The organism is Moraxella sp. ZY210820, assembly GCF_030674635.1.
Taxonomy (GTDB): domain Bacteria; phylum Pseudomonadota; class Gammaproteobacteria; order Pseudomonadales; family Moraxellaceae; genus Acinetobacter.
The window spans coordinates 79,171-96,630 of sequence record NZ_CP089978.1; the positions used below are offsets into that span (position 1 = coordinate 79,171).

General features: G+C 35.9%; 20 protein-coding genes. 5 read left to right on the forward strand and 15 right to left on the reverse strand.

Annotated features, from left to right (window positions below; genetic code table 11):
- From rsmB to rsgA, 9 genes are all read right to left on the reverse strand, one after another.
- The gene (gene rsmB, locus LU301_RS00410) at positions 1-1,299 is read right to left on the reverse strand and encodes a 16S rRNA (cytosine(967)-C(5))-methyltransferase RsmB (protein ID WP_305271431.1); all 1,299 of its coding nucleotides are present in this window, start codon (positions 1,297-1,299) and stop codon (positions 1-3) included.
- Positions 1,296-2,255, reverse strand: coding sequence for a methionyl-tRNA formyltransferase (gene fmt / locus LU301_RS00415; protein WP_305271433.1), 960 nt, complete (start codon positions 2,253-2,255; stop codon positions 1,296-1,298). The genes rsmB and fmt overlap by 4 nt, the downstream gene beginning before the upstream one ends.
- A gap of 129 nt (positions 2,256-2,384) precedes the next feature.
- Positions 2,385-3,242 (reverse strand): EamA family transporter, encoded by an 858-nt coding sequence (locus tag LU301_RS00420; protein ID WP_305271436.1) that lies wholly within the window; start codon positions 3,240-3,242, stop codon positions 2,385-2,387.
- Positions 3,243-3,349: 107 nt separating this feature from the next.
- On the reverse strand, positions 3,350-4,432 hold the full coding sequence (gene hisC, locus LU301_RS00425) for a histidinol-phosphate transaminase (RefSeq protein WP_305274103.1): 1,083 nt from the start codon (positions 4,430-4,432) through the stop codon (positions 3,350-3,352).
- A 21-nt stretch (positions 4,433-4,453) separates the two neighbouring features.
- Positions 4,454-5,461, reverse strand: a complete 1,008-nt coding sequence (locus LU301_RS00430; protein WP_305271439.1) for an SEL1-like repeat protein — start codon at positions 5,459-5,461, stop codon at positions 4,454-4,456.
- 10 nt (positions 5,462-5,471) lie between these two features.
- Positions 5,472-6,266, reverse strand: coding sequence for a tetratricopeptide repeat protein (locus tag LU301_RS00435; RefSeq protein WP_305271442.1), 795 nt, complete (start codon positions 6,264-6,266; stop codon positions 5,472-5,474).
- A 44-nt stretch (positions 6,267-6,310) separates the two neighbouring features.
- Complete coding sequence (locus tag LU301_RS00440; RefSeq protein ID WP_305271445.1) at positions 6,311-6,508, reverse strand: hypothetical protein; 198 nt, start codon at positions 6,506-6,508, stop codon at positions 6,311-6,313.
- 98 nt (positions 6,509-6,606) lie between these two features.
- Positions 6,607-7,899, reverse strand: coding sequence for a histidinol dehydrogenase (gene hisD, locus LU301_RS00445; protein WP_305271448.1), 1,293 nt, complete (start codon positions 7,897-7,899; stop codon positions 6,607-6,609).
- Between the two features lie 220 nt (positions 7,900-8,119).
- The gene (gene rsgA, locus LU301_RS00450) at positions 8,120-9,151 is read right to left on the reverse strand and encodes a ribosome small subunit-dependent GTPase A (RefSeq protein ID WP_305271451.1); all 1,032 of its coding nucleotides are present in this window, start codon (positions 9,149-9,151) and stop codon (positions 8,120-8,122) included.
- Positions 9,152-9,256: 105 nt separating this feature from the next.
- On the opposite strand from rsgA, the gene orn reads away from it, so the two are divergent.
- On the forward strand, positions 9,257-9,805 hold the full coding sequence (orn, locus tag LU301_RS00455; RefSeq protein ID WP_305271453.1) for an oligoribonuclease: 549 nt from the start codon (positions 9,257-9,259) through the stop codon (positions 9,803-9,805).
- Positions 9,806-9,865: 60 nt separating this feature from the next.
- Here orn and LU301_RS00460 read toward each other — a convergent pair whose 3' ends face one another.
- From LU301_RS00460 to LU301_RS00480, 5 genes are all read right to left on the reverse strand, one after another.
- On the reverse strand, positions 9,866-10,135 hold the full coding sequence (locus LU301_RS00460; RefSeq protein ID WP_305271456.1) for a PIN domain-containing protein: 270 nt from the start codon (positions 10,133-10,135) through the stop codon (positions 9,866-9,868).
- A gap of 203 nt (positions 10,136-10,338) precedes the next feature.
- The gene (locus LU301_RS00465; RefSeq protein WP_305271459.1) at positions 10,339-10,617 is read right to left on the reverse strand and encodes a UPF0175 family protein; all 279 of its coding nucleotides are present in this window, start codon (positions 10,615-10,617) and stop codon (positions 10,339-10,341) included.
- 70 nt (positions 10,618-10,687) lie between these two features.
- On the reverse strand, positions 10,688-11,203 hold the full coding sequence (locus tag LU301_RS00470; protein WP_305271462.1) for a redoxin domain-containing protein: 516 nt from the start codon (positions 11,201-11,203) through the stop codon (positions 10,688-10,690).
- Positions 11,203-11,694 (reverse strand): YcxB family protein, encoded by a 492-nt coding sequence (locus LU301_RS00475; RefSeq protein WP_305271465.1) that lies wholly within the window; start codon positions 11,692-11,694, stop codon positions 11,203-11,205. The genes LU301_RS00470 and LU301_RS00475 overlap by 1 nt, the downstream gene beginning before the upstream one ends.
- A gap of 157 nt (positions 11,695-11,851) precedes the next feature.
- Positions 11,852-12,844, reverse strand: a complete 993-nt coding sequence (locus LU301_RS00480; protein ID WP_305271468.1) for a malate dehydrogenase — start codon at positions 12,842-12,844, stop codon at positions 11,852-11,854.
- A gap of 559 nt (positions 12,845-13,403) precedes the next feature.
- On the opposite strand from LU301_RS00480, the gene dtd reads away from it, so the two are divergent.
- From dtd to LU301_RS00500, 4 genes are all read left to right on the forward strand, one after another.
- Positions 13,404-13,841, forward strand: coding sequence for a D-aminoacyl-tRNA deacylase (gene dtd / locus LU301_RS00485; RefSeq protein WP_305271471.1), 438 nt, complete (start codon positions 13,404-13,406; stop codon positions 13,839-13,841).
- 156 nt (positions 13,842-13,997) lie between these two features.
- Positions 13,998-15,896 (forward strand): 1-deoxy-D-xylulose-5-phosphate synthase, encoded by a 1,899-nt coding sequence (gene dxs / locus LU301_RS00490; protein ID WP_305271474.1) that lies wholly within the window; start codon positions 13,998-14,000, stop codon positions 15,894-15,896.
- Positions 15,896-16,660, forward strand: coding sequence for an NAD(+) diphosphatase (gene nudC, locus LU301_RS00495; RefSeq protein WP_305271477.1), 765 nt, complete (start codon positions 15,896-15,898; stop codon positions 16,658-16,660). Before dxs ends, nudC begins: the two co-directional genes overlap by 1 nt.
- 1 nt (position 16,661) lies before the next feature.
- Positions 16,662-16,850 (forward strand): DNA gyrase inhibitor YacG, encoded by a 189-nt coding sequence (locus LU301_RS00500; RefSeq protein WP_305271480.1) that lies wholly within the window; start codon positions 16,662-16,664, stop codon positions 16,848-16,850.
- Between the two features lie 4 nt (positions 16,851-16,854).
- On the opposite strand, the gene wrbA is transcribed toward LU301_RS00500, so the two are convergent.
- Entirely contained in the window at positions 16,855-17,448 is a 594-nt protein-coding gene (gene wrbA / locus LU301_RS00505) for an NAD(P)H:quinone oxidoreductase (protein WP_305271482.1), read from the reverse strand.
- Between the last annotated feature and the right edge of the window lie 12 nt (positions 17,449-17,460).

A 17,460-nucleotide genomic window follows, 5' to 3' on the forward strand; every position in this document is an offset into this window, starting at 1 on the left:
TCAACATTGTTTCTGAATTAGACAGTAATAAAAACCATCTCCGCCTTGTGCTTGTGGTAATAATTGACGACCATAACGTTGAGCAATACCCCAATTAGCATTAATCGGTTGATGAATAGCATCATCATGCGTTGCAAAAAAATCTGCCATTTGTTGTTCATTTTCCGCTTTTAAAATAGAGCAAGTGATATACAGTAAAGTTCCACCTGCTTTGAGTTGTTGCCACATTTGATTTAAAATGTTTTTTTGTAAAGCAACAGTTTGTGTAATATCATCAGCCTTGCGTAATAAACGAATATCTGGATGACGGCGTATTACGCCTGTAGCGGTACATGGTGCATCTAAAATAATACAATCAGCTAGCGTATCTGTTTTAAACGTGGTTGCATCTGCGGTAATACATTGTACAGGTAGATGATTGAGTTTTAAACGTTGTAAATTTTCATGTACACGTTGTAAGCGTTGTTCATCATTATCTAAGGCAATGAGTTGTTTTACTTGATATTTTTCTAAAATATGTGTAGTTTTTCCACCCGGTGCAGCACAGGCATCAATCACGATTTTATCATCTAAATTGGGTAAAATTTCGGCACACAATTGGGCGTGTTCATCTTGCACCATAAAATCGCCATCAGCAAAACCTGCTAAATCAGGTACATTGATTGTATTTAAAATATGTATGCCCATACTCGCATATTGTGTGGTTTGATACTCAATCGCTTGTTCATTTAAACGCTGGCAATATGTTTCACGTGAAACATGACGTTGATTGATACGCAACGTTAATGGTGCAATGTGTTTTAGTTGTTGTAATAGATTGCTAAATAATTCATCTTGTTCGCTCCAATCTTTTTTTAAGCGTTTATAGAGCCAACTTGGTAAGCCGTGAGCTTGTTGTAATTGTTGTTGAAATTGTTCTGTTTCACGTGTAGCTTTACGTAAAATTGCATTGACTACGCCACTAATGCCACTAAATCCTAATTGTTTAACAGCTTCAACTGTTTCAGAAATACTGGCATGATGAGAAATACGAGTACATAAAATCTGATATAAACCTACATATAAACAAGTTTCAACTTTAATATTATTTAATGGTTTTGCTAGTAATGGTAAGGCAATCGCTTTCAGTGCAAACCATTGACGTAACGTTCCCAATAACAATTCATGAAATAATGCTTTGTCTTTAGGTGCAATTTGCTGTAATTGCGTTGGTAGTAAATGTGAGAGAGATTGTCCTTGTTGTACTGCTACCAATGTTTGTACCACTTTGGCACGCAAATTAAGATGTGCCTGATTCATTGTAAAATTTGTCCTACGTTTAATTTTTGAGTTTGTAAAATCTGTGTACTATTCAATGCCTTACCGCCTGCCCATTGCAATTCGGTTAAACGTAAACTTGTCCCTTGTCCACAAGCAATGGTTACGCCGTGTTTATCAATGTTTAAAATTTCACCACATGATGTTTGATGTGTCATATCGCTAATTTGGGCTGACCATACACGCAAATTTTGGCTATCATCAAGCATACAAAATGCCACAGGAGCAGGATTAAATGCACGAATATTTAAATCAATTTGTTGAGCAGTTTGTTGCCAATCGATTTTAGCCTCATCTTTGCTGATTTTTTCAGCATAATTGGTTAAGCTTTCATCTTGTACTTGGCGTTGTGCTTGATAGTTTGATAAAGTTTGTTCATCTTTTAATACTTCACAAATCGCTGTTGCACCGATATTGGCTAAGGTATCGTGTAAAGTGGCAGTGGTATCATGTTGATAAATTGGACAAGCTATTTTATACAGCATATCGCCTGTATCTAAACCTTTTGCCATTTGCATAATAGTTACCCCCGTTTCACTATCACCCGTTTGAATGGCTCGATGAATCGGAGCTGCACCACGCCAACGTGGTAATAATGATGCATGAATATTTAAGCAACCATATTTTGGCATATCAAGCACCGCTTGCGGTAAAATTAAACCATAAGCCGCTACTACCATCACATCAGCATTGAGTGCTTGTAATTCTGCTTGAGCTAATAATCCTTCTTCTGTACTGCTTTTAAAATGTAATGGCTGATAAACAGGGATATTATGCTCCAGTGCTAAGGTTTTAACGGGCGATGCAGTTAGTTTTTGCCCACGTCCTGCTTTACGGTCAGGTTGCGTATAAACAGCGATAATATTGTGTTCAGTGTTTAATAGAGCTTGTAGTGCGATTTTGGCAAATTCAGGTGTACCTGCAAAAATAATATTCATTTTATCATCATAAACATCGGGAAAATTTTATAACAGTATAATGAATAATTGCTAAAAAATCTATGTACTATTATAAGAATACATCATCAATCTGATATTTAGCTTATTCATGCATTTGTTTGATTGTGGTTAAACATTGTTCTTTTTTGATGTAAACAGCGTTACTCCAATACTCGCTAAAATAATACAACCTAACGCTAAAATCTGCCATAACAATAAATTTTCTTTTAATAAAATAAAGCCTGTTAATGCAGCTAAAGCAGGAGATAAACTTGTTAAAGTACCATAGACCATTTTATTTAAAAATTTGAGTGCATATAAATCCAAAGCGTACGGAATTGCAGTCGCTAACAATGCAATCGCAAAAGCAATATGCCAATACTCAAATTGTAATAATGCCGATGGATTCTGCCACAATCCGAAAGGCAATAAATATAAAGCAGAAATAGCGATACCAATCGTTAAACCGTGCATACCTATATTTTGTTGCACAATGCGTTGCCCGAAATGAATATAACACCCCCAACATACACCTGCACCTAATGCAAATATCGCACCTAAAAGTGAAAAATGCTCTAGTTGTTGAAATGGAATTAAGCCAATAATACCTAAAATTGCCAATATTACCCAAATATAATCCCGTTTTTGTTGCACAGCGAGTAATGCTACTGCCAAAGGTCCTGTAAATTCAATCCCCACTGCTATCCCTAAAGGAATACGTTCTAAAGCGAGATAAAATAGAATATTCATTAAACCTAAAGAAAGACTGTATAACATTAAATCTTTCCATACCAATGTTTTAAGTTTTGCAATAATTCTCCACGAACGAAAAATACAAAAAACTAAAATAAAGGCAAAAAATAAGCGTAAAATCGTTACACTTAAAGGGTCTAAAGCCTGAAATAGCTGTTTTGCTAACGAAGCACTGACTTGATAAGATAACATCGAAATCAGCATACAAATAATGGCAATGCTATGATGGGACATAAAATAAATCAAAGGATAAATTATCTGCTATTTTAGCAGAAATTGCTGTTTCAACAAGAAAGAGCAGAAAATATCTGCTCTCTGTAAAATCCATTATTTAGTCTAATTTACATCAAAATCTGTTTTAAACTATCAACCAAACGCTGATTTTGCTCCGCCGTGCCGATGGTAATGCGTAAAAATTGGTCAATGCGTGGTTTATTAAAATAACGCACAATAATGCCCATTTCACGCAATTTTTGAGCGATGTCGCTGGCATTTTGTGTATGACGAGCAAAGACAAAATTCGCTTTTGATGGCAATACATCAAAGCCTAAATTGTTCAATTCTTGCACTAAAATTTCACGATTTTCAATCACTTTTCGGCATTGAGCGACAAAATACTCTTGGTCTTGGAATGATGCTACAGCTCCTGCAATCGCCAATCTATCCATTGGATAAGAATTAAAGCTATTTTTCACCGTTTCTAAGGCAGTAATTAAATGTGGTTGAGCCATCGCATAACCCACACGCAAGCCCGCCAATGAACGAGATTTGGATGTGGTTTGACACACGATTAAATTATCATATTTTTCAATCAGTTGAACCGCACTTTCTGCACCAAAATCAACGTATGCCTCATCAATCACCACCACTGAATTGGCATTATTTTGCAATAATTGTTCAATCTCGTTTAATGTAATCGCTCGCCCAGTCGGTGCATTAGGATTGGTAATGATAATTCCGCCATTTTCCTGTGAATAATCATCGACATTAAGCGAAAAATCATCACGTAAAGCAATAGTTTTTGCTTTAATTTCAAAAAGCTGACTATAAACAGGATAAAAACTATAGCTAATATCTGGGTACAATAACGGTTTATCTTGTACAAAAAATGCCTTAAAAATATGAGCCAATACTTCATCAGAACCATTGCCCACAAAAATATTTGCGATATTCAGTCCTTGTTGCTCGGCAATCGCTTGTTTAAGTTCGCTTGCATCTGGGTCAGGATAAAGTTTTAGACTATCCGCTTGATTTTCCAAGACCTTTTGAATGGCTTCTGCTACTTTTGGCGATGGTGGATAAGGATTTTCATTGGTATTAAGTTTCAGCAGGTTAGCAATTTTAGGTTGCTCGCCCGGAATATACGGCTCAAGTTCACGCACCAATGGCGACCAAAAGCGTTTTTGAGTTTCAGTAATGTTCATCATATTCTCTCTAAAATAAATTTAATGACCTTGTTCGTTTAGGATACGGTAATTATCACAGCCAAGTTGCAGTCCATTATCACAGGCTTTAGCAAACCATTGTTTAGCTACACTTTTATTTTGTTTTACGCCCTTACCATGTTCATACAGTACCCCTAGATTATTTTGAGCGTCAGAAATACCTTGTTGAGCCACTTCAGTGTACCATTTAACAGCTTGTTGATAATCTTGTTTTATACCTTGACCATATTCGTACATCATACCAACTTGATATTGAGCTTCTGCAATACCTTGTTGGGCTGATTTTTCATACCATTCAAAAGCTTTTTGGTAATCTTGAATAACGCCTAGACCATGATAATACATAAAACCCATATTATATTGAGCTCCTGCATACTCTTGTTTAGCTGATTTTTCATACCACTTAACAGCTTTTTGATAGTCTTGGCGAACACCATGACCTAGATGGTACATTGAACCTAGATTATTTTGAGCTTCTGCCAATCCTTGATAAGCTGATTTGTTAAACCATTCAAATGCTTTATGGTAATCTTGACGAACACCTTGTCCATCACGATACATTACGCCAAGATTATATTGAGCAATTGCAAAACCTTGATGAGCGGATTTATTAAACCATTCAATGGCTTTTTGATAATCTTGATGAATGCCTTTCCCATCACGATACATTACGCCAAGATTATATTGAGCTAGTTCATTACCTTGATGAGCAGATTTATTAAACCATTCAAATGCTTTTTTATAATCTTGATGGACACCTTGACCATCATGATACATTACTCCAAGATTATATTGAGCTTCTGCATGACCTTGTTGGGCTGATTTCATATACCATTCAAAGGCTTTTTGATAATCTTCTTGTTGATAGTAATAAATTGCTAATTCTGTTTGAGCTTTAACATCACCATGATTAGCTTTTTGAATTAAAGCATTCACATCAACATCATTTGCCAAAACTGACATCGATAATGATAAACCTAATATTAATATGGATAATTTTTTAAACATCTATTACACCTTATTCATTTAAAAGACGATAATTTTTACAAGCATCTTGATAGCCATTATCACAAGACTGTTTAAACCATTGTTTTGCAAGCCGATTACTTGGTTTAACCCCTAAACCATAATAATACATCACCCCCACATTGTATTGTGCCATTTCATCGCCTTGATTGGCGGCTTTGGTGTACCATGCCATCGCGGTTTTATAACTTTTGGCAACACCTTTTCCATTTTCATACATCAAACCCAAATTAAATTGTGCTTTGGAATAACCTTGATTGGCTGATTTTGTGTACCATTCAACGGCTTTTAAATGATTTTTCTTCACGCCAATGCCATTGTTATACATAAAACCGAGTTCAAATTGGGCTTCGGCATAACCGTTATTAGCGGATTGTGTGTACCATTCTATCGCTTTTTTATAGTCTTGCGGAATGCCTTTGCCATGTTGATACATTACCCCTAAGTTATATTGTGCATTGGCAAAACCTTGATTGGCGGCTTTCGTGTACCATTCTATTGCTTTTTGTGGGTCTTTGCTCACACCATCGCCTGTTTCATAACTGCGAGCAACATTAAATTGGGCAGTTTTATTACCTTGTTGGGCGAGTTTTTCTGTCCAATAAAATTCCTGTTTGGCATCGCCTTTTTCACGGTAATAATTGCTTAATTCGACTTGAGCATCGGCAAAACCATCATTTGCCAAGCGAATTAAATCTTGAATATTATGTGGTTGATAAAGATAATTCGCCAATGCTGATGTGGATAATAATATACTCAATATCAATAGCGGTAATTTTTTTAACATACTATTCCTTTTCAAGGCTTTCACTAATACGTTGCAATTTTTCATCAAGCGTTAAAAGCTGTAAATTGTGCGTTTTTTCCTAACACACTTGGATTAGGATTTGCTAAAGCTCGTGCAATCATCGGATTAACTTCAGTTTCTTGTTTTGCCCATTTTGTAATCAAATCTTCAACTGAAATTTGTTCTGCTTGAGCTTTGGCGATAATCACTTGTTCAATATGTGGCGGTAAATCAATAATCATGGTTTACTCCTAAAATTGGATTGAACATATTAACATCATTCGGATTGGTACAGGCGGAAAATCTTCCGCCCCTACACGACATCAATTATTTAGAATGCTTATTTATCATAACGATAACGAGCCGAACGAGCATGAGCATCTAAGTTTTCTTGTTGAGCCAAAATATCAGCCGTTTTTGCTAACTGTTTTACCCCTTGTTCGCTACACATAATTAAACTTGAACGTTTTTGGAAATCATACACGCCCAATGGTGATGAAAAACGAGCCGTGCCTGATGTTGGTAATACATGGTTCGGACCTGCACAATAATCGCCAATCGCTTCTGGGGTAAATGCACCCATAAAAATCGCCCCTGCATGACGAATTTCATTTGCCATCTCTTGAGCGTTCGCCACGCAAAGTTGTAAATGTTCTGGAGCAACATTATTAATTAATTCAATGGCTTCGGCACGGTCTTTGACTAAAATGCACGCCCCACGATTAGCAATTGATGTACGAGCAATCTCCGCTTTTGGTAAATTCTCTAAATGCTTTTCAATCCATGCCATGACATCATTGAGCAAGTTTTCATCAGGTGTAATTAAAATCGCTTGAGCAACGGTATCATGCTCTGCTTGCGACAATAAATCCATCGCCAACCATTCAGCATTATTGCCAGTTTCCGCATAGACCAAAATTTCTGATGGTCCTGCAATCATGTCAATACCGACTTGCCCAAAAACTGCACGTTTTGCCGCTGCTACAAAACGATTGCCCGGTCCTGTGATTTTATCCACACGGGGAATGCTTTCTGTGCCATACGCCAAACCTGCGACTGCTTGAGCACCGCCAATGGTAAATACACGATGTACGCCAGCTAAGTACGCTGCCGCTAAGACTAATGGATTGAGTTCCCCTTTCGGTGCTGGCACAACCATGATAATTTCACCCACACCTGCTACTTGAGCAGGAATAGCATTCATGAGGACTGATGATGGATAAGATGCTAATCCCCCTGGTACATAAATACCGACACGGTCTAGAGGCGTTACTTTTTGTCCTAAAGTATTGCCTAAATCATCAACAAATGTCCAACCGCCTTGATTTTGCACTTCGTGGAATTTACGAATACGTTGGCTCGCCAATTCTAACGCTTGACGCACATCATCAGCCAAACCATCAAAGGCATTTTTTAAATCTGCTTGCAATAATTCCAATTCCGCAAAGGTTTTTGCAGGGTGTTGGTCAAATTGTTGGGTTAAAGCTAAAATTTCCGCATCGCCATTTTTACGCACATCTGCGATGATTTTATCGACCGTTTGCAATAATTGTGGGTCATTCACCGTTTCAAATGCCAATAAATCAGCAAATTGTTGTTTAAATTCAGGATTTTGGGTAGATAAAGAACGCATAATCTGCCTATGTATTTCAATATAAAATTGCTTTATTGTACTTCTTTTTGCTGATGATGGGGATATTTTTATCAATAATTTTTATCATCAATCGAATTGATAATACAAGCTAATAACAAATTTTGCTTATACAACAACATCTGCTAAACTATTTTTAACTATAGTTTAGCCTCTATAAAATATTATTGAAAATAAATATTCCATAAATTATTGTTATTTATTATATATTTTCAACTTCCGCTAACAATCGTAAATAACTTTCTAAACGACGTGGTAAGATTTGACCATTATCTACCGCATTTTTTAAAGCACAATTTTTTTCATGTGTATGTGTACAATTACGGAATTGGCAATCACCTAAGAACGGTTGAATATCAGGAAAACCGAGTTTAATTTTATCCAAAGTCAAATGCCATAAACCAAACTCACGAATCCCTGGTGAATCAATTAAGGCACTATGTTCACCAAAAGTAATTAAACGGGTTGATGTTGTTGTATGCTGTCCTAATGCAGAATTTTCTGAAATTACGTTAGTTTCTTGTTGTGCTTCAGGTACTAAAGCATTAATTAAAGTACTTTTGCCTACACCAGATTGTCCCACAAAAGCTACTGTTTGCCCTTGTAATTTTTGCTTTAATTCACTTAAATCGCCATCAGCTTGACACATTAAAGTATCATACCCAAGTTGTTGATATTGTTGAACAAGCTCTAAAATATTATCATCAGCTTGTACTAAATCTGCTTTATTCATCAACAATAATGTTTTAATATTCGCTTCAGCACTCGCCACTAAATAACGGTCAATTAACATCGGTGCAACTTCAGGTAAGGGGGCAAACACCACCACAATCAAGCTAATATTTGCCGCTACAGGTTTAATTTTATGATAACGGTCAGGACGTGTTAGTAAAGATTGACGTGGGTGCAATGCTGTAATCACACCTAAACCAGATACAGAGTCAGCTAAAAAACGTACTCTATCGCCTGTAACCAATGCTTCTAAATTAGTTCGAGTATGGCAACGCCAAATATCGCCTAATTCAATTTCTTTCCAAAATCCATCATTTTGTTGTGGTTTTTCAGGTATTTGCTCAGGTAAAGCAAGCACTTTCACTTCTAATTGACGCCCATAATGCTGTACAATCAAACCTTCAATTTCAACACCTGTTTCTTGCACCACTTGGCGTTGTTGTTGCTGTTGAATACGACGTTGTTGTTGCTCAGTTAAACGTCGTTTACGAATAATAGCCATATAATATTGTAAATTGATGATAAATAAATGCTATTTTAGCTTAAAACACAAGCGAAACCTATCAAAATTTGTTAATATATCCATTTTAATCATTGGAAATGAAAAATGGCTAGCACACCACAAACACGTTTAATTTGGATTGACCTTGAAATGACAGGTTTAGATACCGATCATGATAAAATTATTGAAATCGCTACCGTCATTACCGATGACCATTTGAATATTTTAGCGGAAGGTCCTGTGTTGGCTATTCATCAACCTGATATTGTACTCAATGCCATGGATAGCTGGTGTACTCGTCAACATGGGGAGTCAGGTCTGACGGAACGTGTACGCCGTAGCCGTTTAACTACACGTGATGCTGAACAACAAACTTTAGAATTTTTACGCAAATGGGTCGATGCCAAAGTATCACCGATGTGTGGTAACTCTATTTGCCAAGACCGCCGTTTTATGCATCGTGAAATGCCTGAATTAGAGCAATATTTCCATTATCGCAACTTAGATGTATCATCAGTTAAAGAATTAGCTAAACGTTGGCGACCTGAAATCATGCAAGGTTTATCAAAACAAGCAACACATTTAGCCTTAGATGATATTAAAGATTCGATTAGTGAATTGCGTTATTATCGTGAATATTTTTTTAGAACTTAATGAAATTTAAGAATAAGGCGTATTGAAATTGAATATGCCTTATTTGTTCGTAATTGCAAATTAATATTCGTCTGCCATTATGAGTACTTTTTTTAATAATAACTCATCAAAAAATACTGGACTATGTTTTAACTTTAAAATCAAAGGTTTAATATTTTGAATTAACCCCTGTTGTTTCGCTAGTAATAAAATACCTAAACTACCAATGATATGAATATCTAATTGACTGCATATTGCTCGTCCTTTTCGTTCATCAATTAATAAATAATCCGCATTTAAATATTGATAAAGCAAGATACTGCTTGTCTCACCAATATCTAATCTAGACAATAAATTATCTTTATCATTTAGTGTAAAATCATCATAAATTTTATCAGAAAATAGGCTGATAATTCTACATAAAATGGTTTTCCAATTTGGCAAATTTCATTATAAACCCATTTTGTAATATAAACTTTATCAAATAATTGTTCCAATAGTGTTAATGATTAACAACACGCCAATGCGATGAGTGGCGAGCTATCGCAAAATAATCATAATCTTACAGTTTTTTCTTGATAATGTTGTAATACTTGGTTAAATTCTAATTCAAACTCTTGTTCATCAACATAAGTTTGATGAGCCACACCACGTTCATGACAAGCCGTGAGAAATTCAACTTCATTCATATTAAGACATTGATAAGATTGTTTTAAACTCACATTTCCTTGGTGATATTGGTCAATAATAAAATTTAATTTTAACAATTTTTCAATATCATGGATTGCCATTTGCTGACCAAATTCATTGGGAATGCTTACATAAATATCCATTAATATACCTTTAATAAGTTGTAAAATCTTATGCTAACATAGCACTAAAGCCTATAAATATCAACCCTATTTACAAATCAGCCCACCACATTCTTAATTTTAATACCCATAGCGGTTGTATCCCAACAAAACCTTGCTCCATTTTTCCATCTTTTAGAATCAAATAGGATGGTGTAACTTGCCCTTGCCACATTGCAAAAACTTCTCCATATTCATCATTAACCGTTTGCAAACCAATTTTATTTTTACGTAAATAATGCGACAATTCTTGTGCGTTACCAGATTGTACTGCAATACTTACTACCGATGATGAGTGGGCTAATTGTTGTACCGTTGGCGTAGTATGTTTGCATACATGACACCATGCACCCCAAAAATAAACCAAGACTGCATTATCTTCACTTAATTGTTGTAAATCAATCATTTGTCCTTGATAATCTTGTAATTGAAGTACAGGACTATCAGGCATCTCAGGTTGTCGCCACCAATTGAGTATGCTATATATCAACACAAAAATCAGTACAAAAGAGATAAGTTCTTTACTGATTTTTAATAACTTTGCTTTAAATGTAGTTTTATTCATCATCAACGAATATTAAATTGTTGTTTAAAAATAGTTTGTTGCTCTGTATCTAAGGTACGTTTTGGTACAATAATCGCTACATGATTTTTTAATTCTAACACATAGCATGATTGTCCTTCAGCCGTTTTTTTCACATCTTGATAAGGATAATATTGCCCACGTTCATTGGCAACATAAAAATTTTGTTGATATAAATCAATACCTTGTGTTTTTTTATCTAATTGCATCTTGATAAATTGGCGTTTAAACATCAAGGGTACTAAATAAAAACGAATAATTAATTGCATAACCGAAAACATAGCACCAAAAATGATATAAAATTTTCCACCATTATCAAAACCGAGTTTAAAGCCCCATAACATCAACAAAGTAGCTAAAATGGTGGTCGTCCACGCCATAACACCTTTTTGCCCAAAACTCGCAATACGAAAGGCTTCTTGAAATTCATTTAACTGTAGTTGATAACGTAAAGAAATGGTCGGTTTTTCAGCCATAATATTACTCAATAATTTTTTAAATAGGCTGATATTATACACAAAATTGATTTATATTTTAAAAAGTAAAATTGTAAGGGTAAAAATTTTTCACCCTTACATCTAGTTGATCAGTTATAAGCAATTCAAATATCATAACAACTTATAGGACAGAGCATTATTCACATTGCAATAAATGTTCAATAGCTTGACGTTCTTCGATTAATTCTTGCAAGGTTATATTCAAACGTTGTTGGCTAAATTCATCAATCTCTAAACCTTGCACAATTTGATATTCGCCTTGTTGAGTAATAACAGGAAAACCAAATACCAAACCTTCTGGGATACCATAAGAACCATCAGATGGTACGCCCATTGTAACCCATTGACCTTGTGAACCTAAAGCCCAATCACGAATGTGGTCGATAGACGCATTGGCTGCTGATGCTGCAGATGATGAACCACGTGTTGCAATAATTTCTGCACCACGTTGTGCAACTTTCGGCAAAAACACATCAACATTCCATGCATCATGATTAATCAACTGTTTAAGTGATAGTCCATTAGCCGTTGCAAAACGATAATCTGCATACATGGTTGGTGAGTGATTACCCCATACTACAAAATTTTGAATGTCTTTTACGGCAACCCCAGATTTTTGTGAAAGTTGCGTTAAACTACGATTGTGGTCTAAGCGTAATAATGCAGTAAAGTTTTTAGCGGGTAAATCTGGTGCAGATTTCATGGCAATATATGCATTGGTATTTGCAGGATTTCCTGTAACCAAAACTTTTACATCACGTTTGGCAACAGCGTTAAGAGCCTTTCCTTGCTCAATAAAAATTTTAGCATTTTCAAGCAATAAATCACTACGCTCCATACCCGCACTGCGTGGCTTTGCACCAACTAATAATGCATAATCTACATCTTTAAATGCAACATAAGGGTCATCGGTACCAATCATACCAGCCAATAATGGAAAAGCACAATCGTCCATTTCCATCATCACACCTTTTAGAGTACGTTGCGTCCGCTCAGTATTTGTTTCTAATAACTGTAAAATAATAGGTTGGTCTTTACCTAACATTTCGCCACTTGCAATACGAAATAATAAACTATAACCAATTTGTCCAGCTGCCCCTGTAATGGCAACACGCACAGGCTGTTTCATCATCGCCTCCACATCAAACTTTTTAAATGATTTATGATGAATTGAATAATTTAATTCTTAAATTACAATCTAAGTGCAATAAGTGAAAAGGTATTTATAATGACTGATGAGATTATTAGCACACAAATCAAAAAAGTAACTATGAATACCTGCATACATCTTAGCATAAATGAATGAGAAAAGATAATGTTAATTCCATTCCCAACTTTAAATCATAACATATTGATATTATTTAAAATATTGTATTTTGTATAGATGAATAATCATTTACCAAAACACAAAATCAATAACTTATGATGAGTTTAAAATGATGTAATGTTAGTGCTGACGATATGTCATTATCAAAAACCTGTTGTTGCTAGCAGTGATTTGAGTATGTACTACACACTTTTGATAATCTTTTATCGAAATAGTGTTTATCAATTATAATTTATCTTTACATATTAATAGTTTATAAATTCTATCAAGCCACATTCACATGAATTGAATTGCTAAATGATTGATAATCGCTAAAATAAAACGATACAATAACATTTAATTTTAAAAAAGAGAAAATCAAATGAAAGCAGTTTTACAACGTGTGAAATCCGCAAATGTCAGCGTTGATGGGCAAATTGTGGGTGAAATTCAAACAGGTATTTTAGTGTTATTGGCGTTGGCTGATGGCGATGATATTCATATTGCCCAAAAAATGATAGATAAAATCTTAAAATATCGTATTTTTGATGATGAACAAGGCAAAATGGGTTTAAATGTGCAACAGGTCAATGGCAATATTTTATTGGTTTCACAATTTACCTTAATGGCAAATACCCACAAAGGTTTACGCCCAGATTTTGCCCCTGCTATGCCACCGCAACAAGCAGAGCAGTTATTTCAACAAACCGTTGCATACGCCCAAAGTTTGTTACCAAATTTACAAACAGGCATTTTTGCGGCAGATATGCAAGTGAGTTTAGTCAATGATGGACCTGTAACGTTTATTTTAGAGATGTAGTTTACATTATTTAGCAATCTAATTTATTATTTTTTGCTAAATACAGTTCATACTCGGGCATTCTTATGTCATAATATCGTGCTTTTATAAAATAGATTTGCCCACCCGCAAAAGAAAAATTTCTCTTCTTTTGTTAGGTCGTAAAAGGCTGTAGATATGTATTCTGAACTTCCAACTCATCGTCCAGTTACGCCATTGCTTGACAGTATTGATAGTCCTAATCAATTACGCCAATTAACACCAAATCAATTGATTGATTTGGCTGATGAGTTACGTCAGTATGTTTTGTATGCTACAGCACAAAGCGGTGGACATTTTGCGGCAAATTTAGGCGTGATTGAGCTAACTATTGCTCTACATTATTATTTTAATACGCCAGATGACCGTTTAATTTGGGACGTGGGGCATCAAGCCTATCCACATAAAATTTTAACAGGTCGCCGTGAGCAAATTATTAATATTCGTGCAAAAAATGGTCTGGGAGCATTTCCATTACGCACTGAATCTGAATACGATACTTTTGGCGTAGGGCATTCATCAACGGCAATTTCTGCTGGTTTAGGCATGGCATTGGCTCGCCGTCATTTACAAAAACCTTGTGAAGTGGTGTGTGTGGTTGGTGATGGTGCAATGACTGCAGGTATGGCATTTGAAGCAATGAATGATGCTGTAGCACATCAGGCAGATTTGCTGGTCATTTTAAATGATAATGATATGTCGATTTCCTGTAGTACAGGTGGATTTGCACAACATTTAGCTCGTTTATGGGAAAATAAACAAAGTATTTGCCTTGATGATGATGGACAACCATTTATCCAAAATCACCCAGATTGGCAATTTACTCAGCGTTTACATCAATCAGCGACTGATGAGCCTGATAATTTATTTAAAGCCATTGGTTTTGAATATTTTGGACCATTTGATGGACATAATTTAGCACAATTAGGACAAGTTTTAACCGCAATTAAAAAACGTAAAGGTCCACGTTTAGTTCATGTCTATACGCAAAAAGGTAAGGGTTTTATTCCTGCCGAGCAAAATCCGATTAAATATCATGCGTTAAGTAAAATCAATGCACCATCAAATCCGACAACTGCTCCAAAATATTCCGATGTGTTTGGACAATGGTTGTGCGATGAAGCAGAATTAGACAGCCGATTATTAGCCATTACACCTGCGATGTGTGAAGGTTCGGGCATGGTGCAATTTGCCAAAAAATTCCCAGACCGCTTTTTTGATGTGGCGATTGCGGAACAACACGCAGTAACTCTAGGTGCTGGTATGGCGTGTGAAGGCTTAAAGCCTGTAGTGGCGATATATTCGACTTTTTTACAGCGTGGTTATGATCAACTGATTCATGATGTTGCCTTACAAAATTTAGATGTAACTTTTGCGATTGACCGTGCTGGTTTGGTCGGCGAAGATGGGGCAACTCACGCAGGGGCATTTGATTATGCCTATATGCGAACTGTGCCGAATATGGTGATTTTTGCTCCAAAAGATGAAAATGAATGTCGTCAAATGTTACATACAGCCTATCATTATCAAGGTTGTACAGCGGTGCGTTATCCACGTGGGGCAGGCGTTGGCGTGCAAATTCAGCAGGATTTTGAGTTAATGCCGATTGGTAAAGGCGAAATTGTTTGTAGTTTAAAACATCAAGATCTTAATAAAAATATCAGTATTTTAGCTTTTGGTAGCAGAGTTTATCCTGCGATACAAGCTGCGATATTATTACATCAACAAGGTTTAAATGTAATGGTTGCCAATATGCGATTTGTTAAACCTTTAGATGTGGATTTAACACTTGAATTAGCACAAAACAGTGATTTAGTGGTAACAGTAGAAGAACACGCTATTATGGGTGGGGCAGGCAGTGCAGTTAATGAATGTCTAGCACAACATAATGTCGTGAAATCTATTTTAAATCTTGGTCTGCCTGATGAATTTTTAGAGCAAGGCACACATGAAGAAATGTTGCAAGATTGTGGTTTAGATACACAAGGTATTTATCAAAAAATTATGCAACGTGTACAGATGTTAAAGGAAATGTAATGAGTGATGTTGCCTATTGGTTAAACGTTAAACAATTTTCATTATATTTACCCAATGATGCGATTCCATTTGGGACAGCACAGCAATGGCAATATCAACAGCAGCCTTATTTAAAAATTGCTGATTATAAGGGTTATCCTGTACATTTATTATTAGACATTGATGAAAGTTTAGATTATCAATCTTTACGTTCACAACTTTATCGCCCTATAGAAGAATTTCAGCTTTTTAACCGTGCGGTAGGTTTACAACATTTTTTACAAACGCATCGTTTTTGTGGGCGTTGTGGGCAAGCACAAACTTTAGATTGCAAACAAATCGCCATGTATTGTGCAGCGTGTGAGCATTTATTATTTCCACGCATTAGTCCGTGTATTATTGTAGCGGTACGCCGTGAACATCATATTTTGTTGGCTCATCATGCACGTCATCAACAGCCATTTTATACAGTTTTAGCAGGTTTTGTGGAAGTGGGCGAAACTTTAGAACAGGCGGTTCATCGTGAAGTTTTTGAAGAAAGTGGTATTAAAATCAAAAACTTACAATATATCGCTAGTCAAGCATGGTCATTTCCTAATTCGTTAATGATGGGTTTTATTGCTGATTATGAAAGTGGCGACATTCAGGTGCAAGCCGATGAAATTGCAGATGCAAAATGGATTGATTTAACACAACCTGTAACAGTAGGTTTACCTGCACAAGGCACGATTGCACGACAGTTGATTGAGTTGGTGCAACAACAAGTTTTACAGGAAAATCAATAAGATGACTGTTTTAAACTGTCCACATTGCCAAAAACAAACTACTTGGGCAAATAATCCATCACGTCCTTTTTGTTCAGAACGTTGTAAATTGATTGATTTAGGGGCGTGGGCGAGTGATGAATATCGTATTGCAACGCAAGACTCACCACAAGCTGAACCGTATAAAGGCGAAGATTGTTACGAAGATTAATGATTTAATTCGCTAACTTTTTAATTATCATTGCTAAACGTTTACCTTGTTCAATACATAATCTTTTCTCATCTTCACTGATGTCATTTTGATGTTGTGCACCACTAACATGACTCGCACCATAAGGCGTACCACCTGTTTTTGTGTGCGATAATGCTGGATTTTGATTGTTTAAACCTAAAATCATCATGCCATGATGTAATAATGGTGGAAACATGGTCATTAAAGTCATTTCATTCCCGCCGTGCATAGCTCCAGAACTGGTAAAAACGCAAGCAGGTTTATCATGCAATGCACCATTGAGCCATAAGGCAGTGGTACTATCCCAAAAATATTTTAATTCACTTGCCATATTACCAAAACGAGTTGGCGAACCCATCGCTAAACCTGCACAGTTGGCTAAATCATCTAGGCTACAATATAAATCGCCAGTATCTGGAATACTACTTTCTAAGGCTTGTGTAACGTTAGTAATAGCGGGTACGGTGCGAATTTTAGCCATAATGCCCATGCTTTCAATGCCATCAGCAATCAGATGAGCCATTTTTTTGGTTGCCCCAGTTTTACTATAATACAGCACTAAGATGTAAGTTTGCATCGTTTTTCCGTG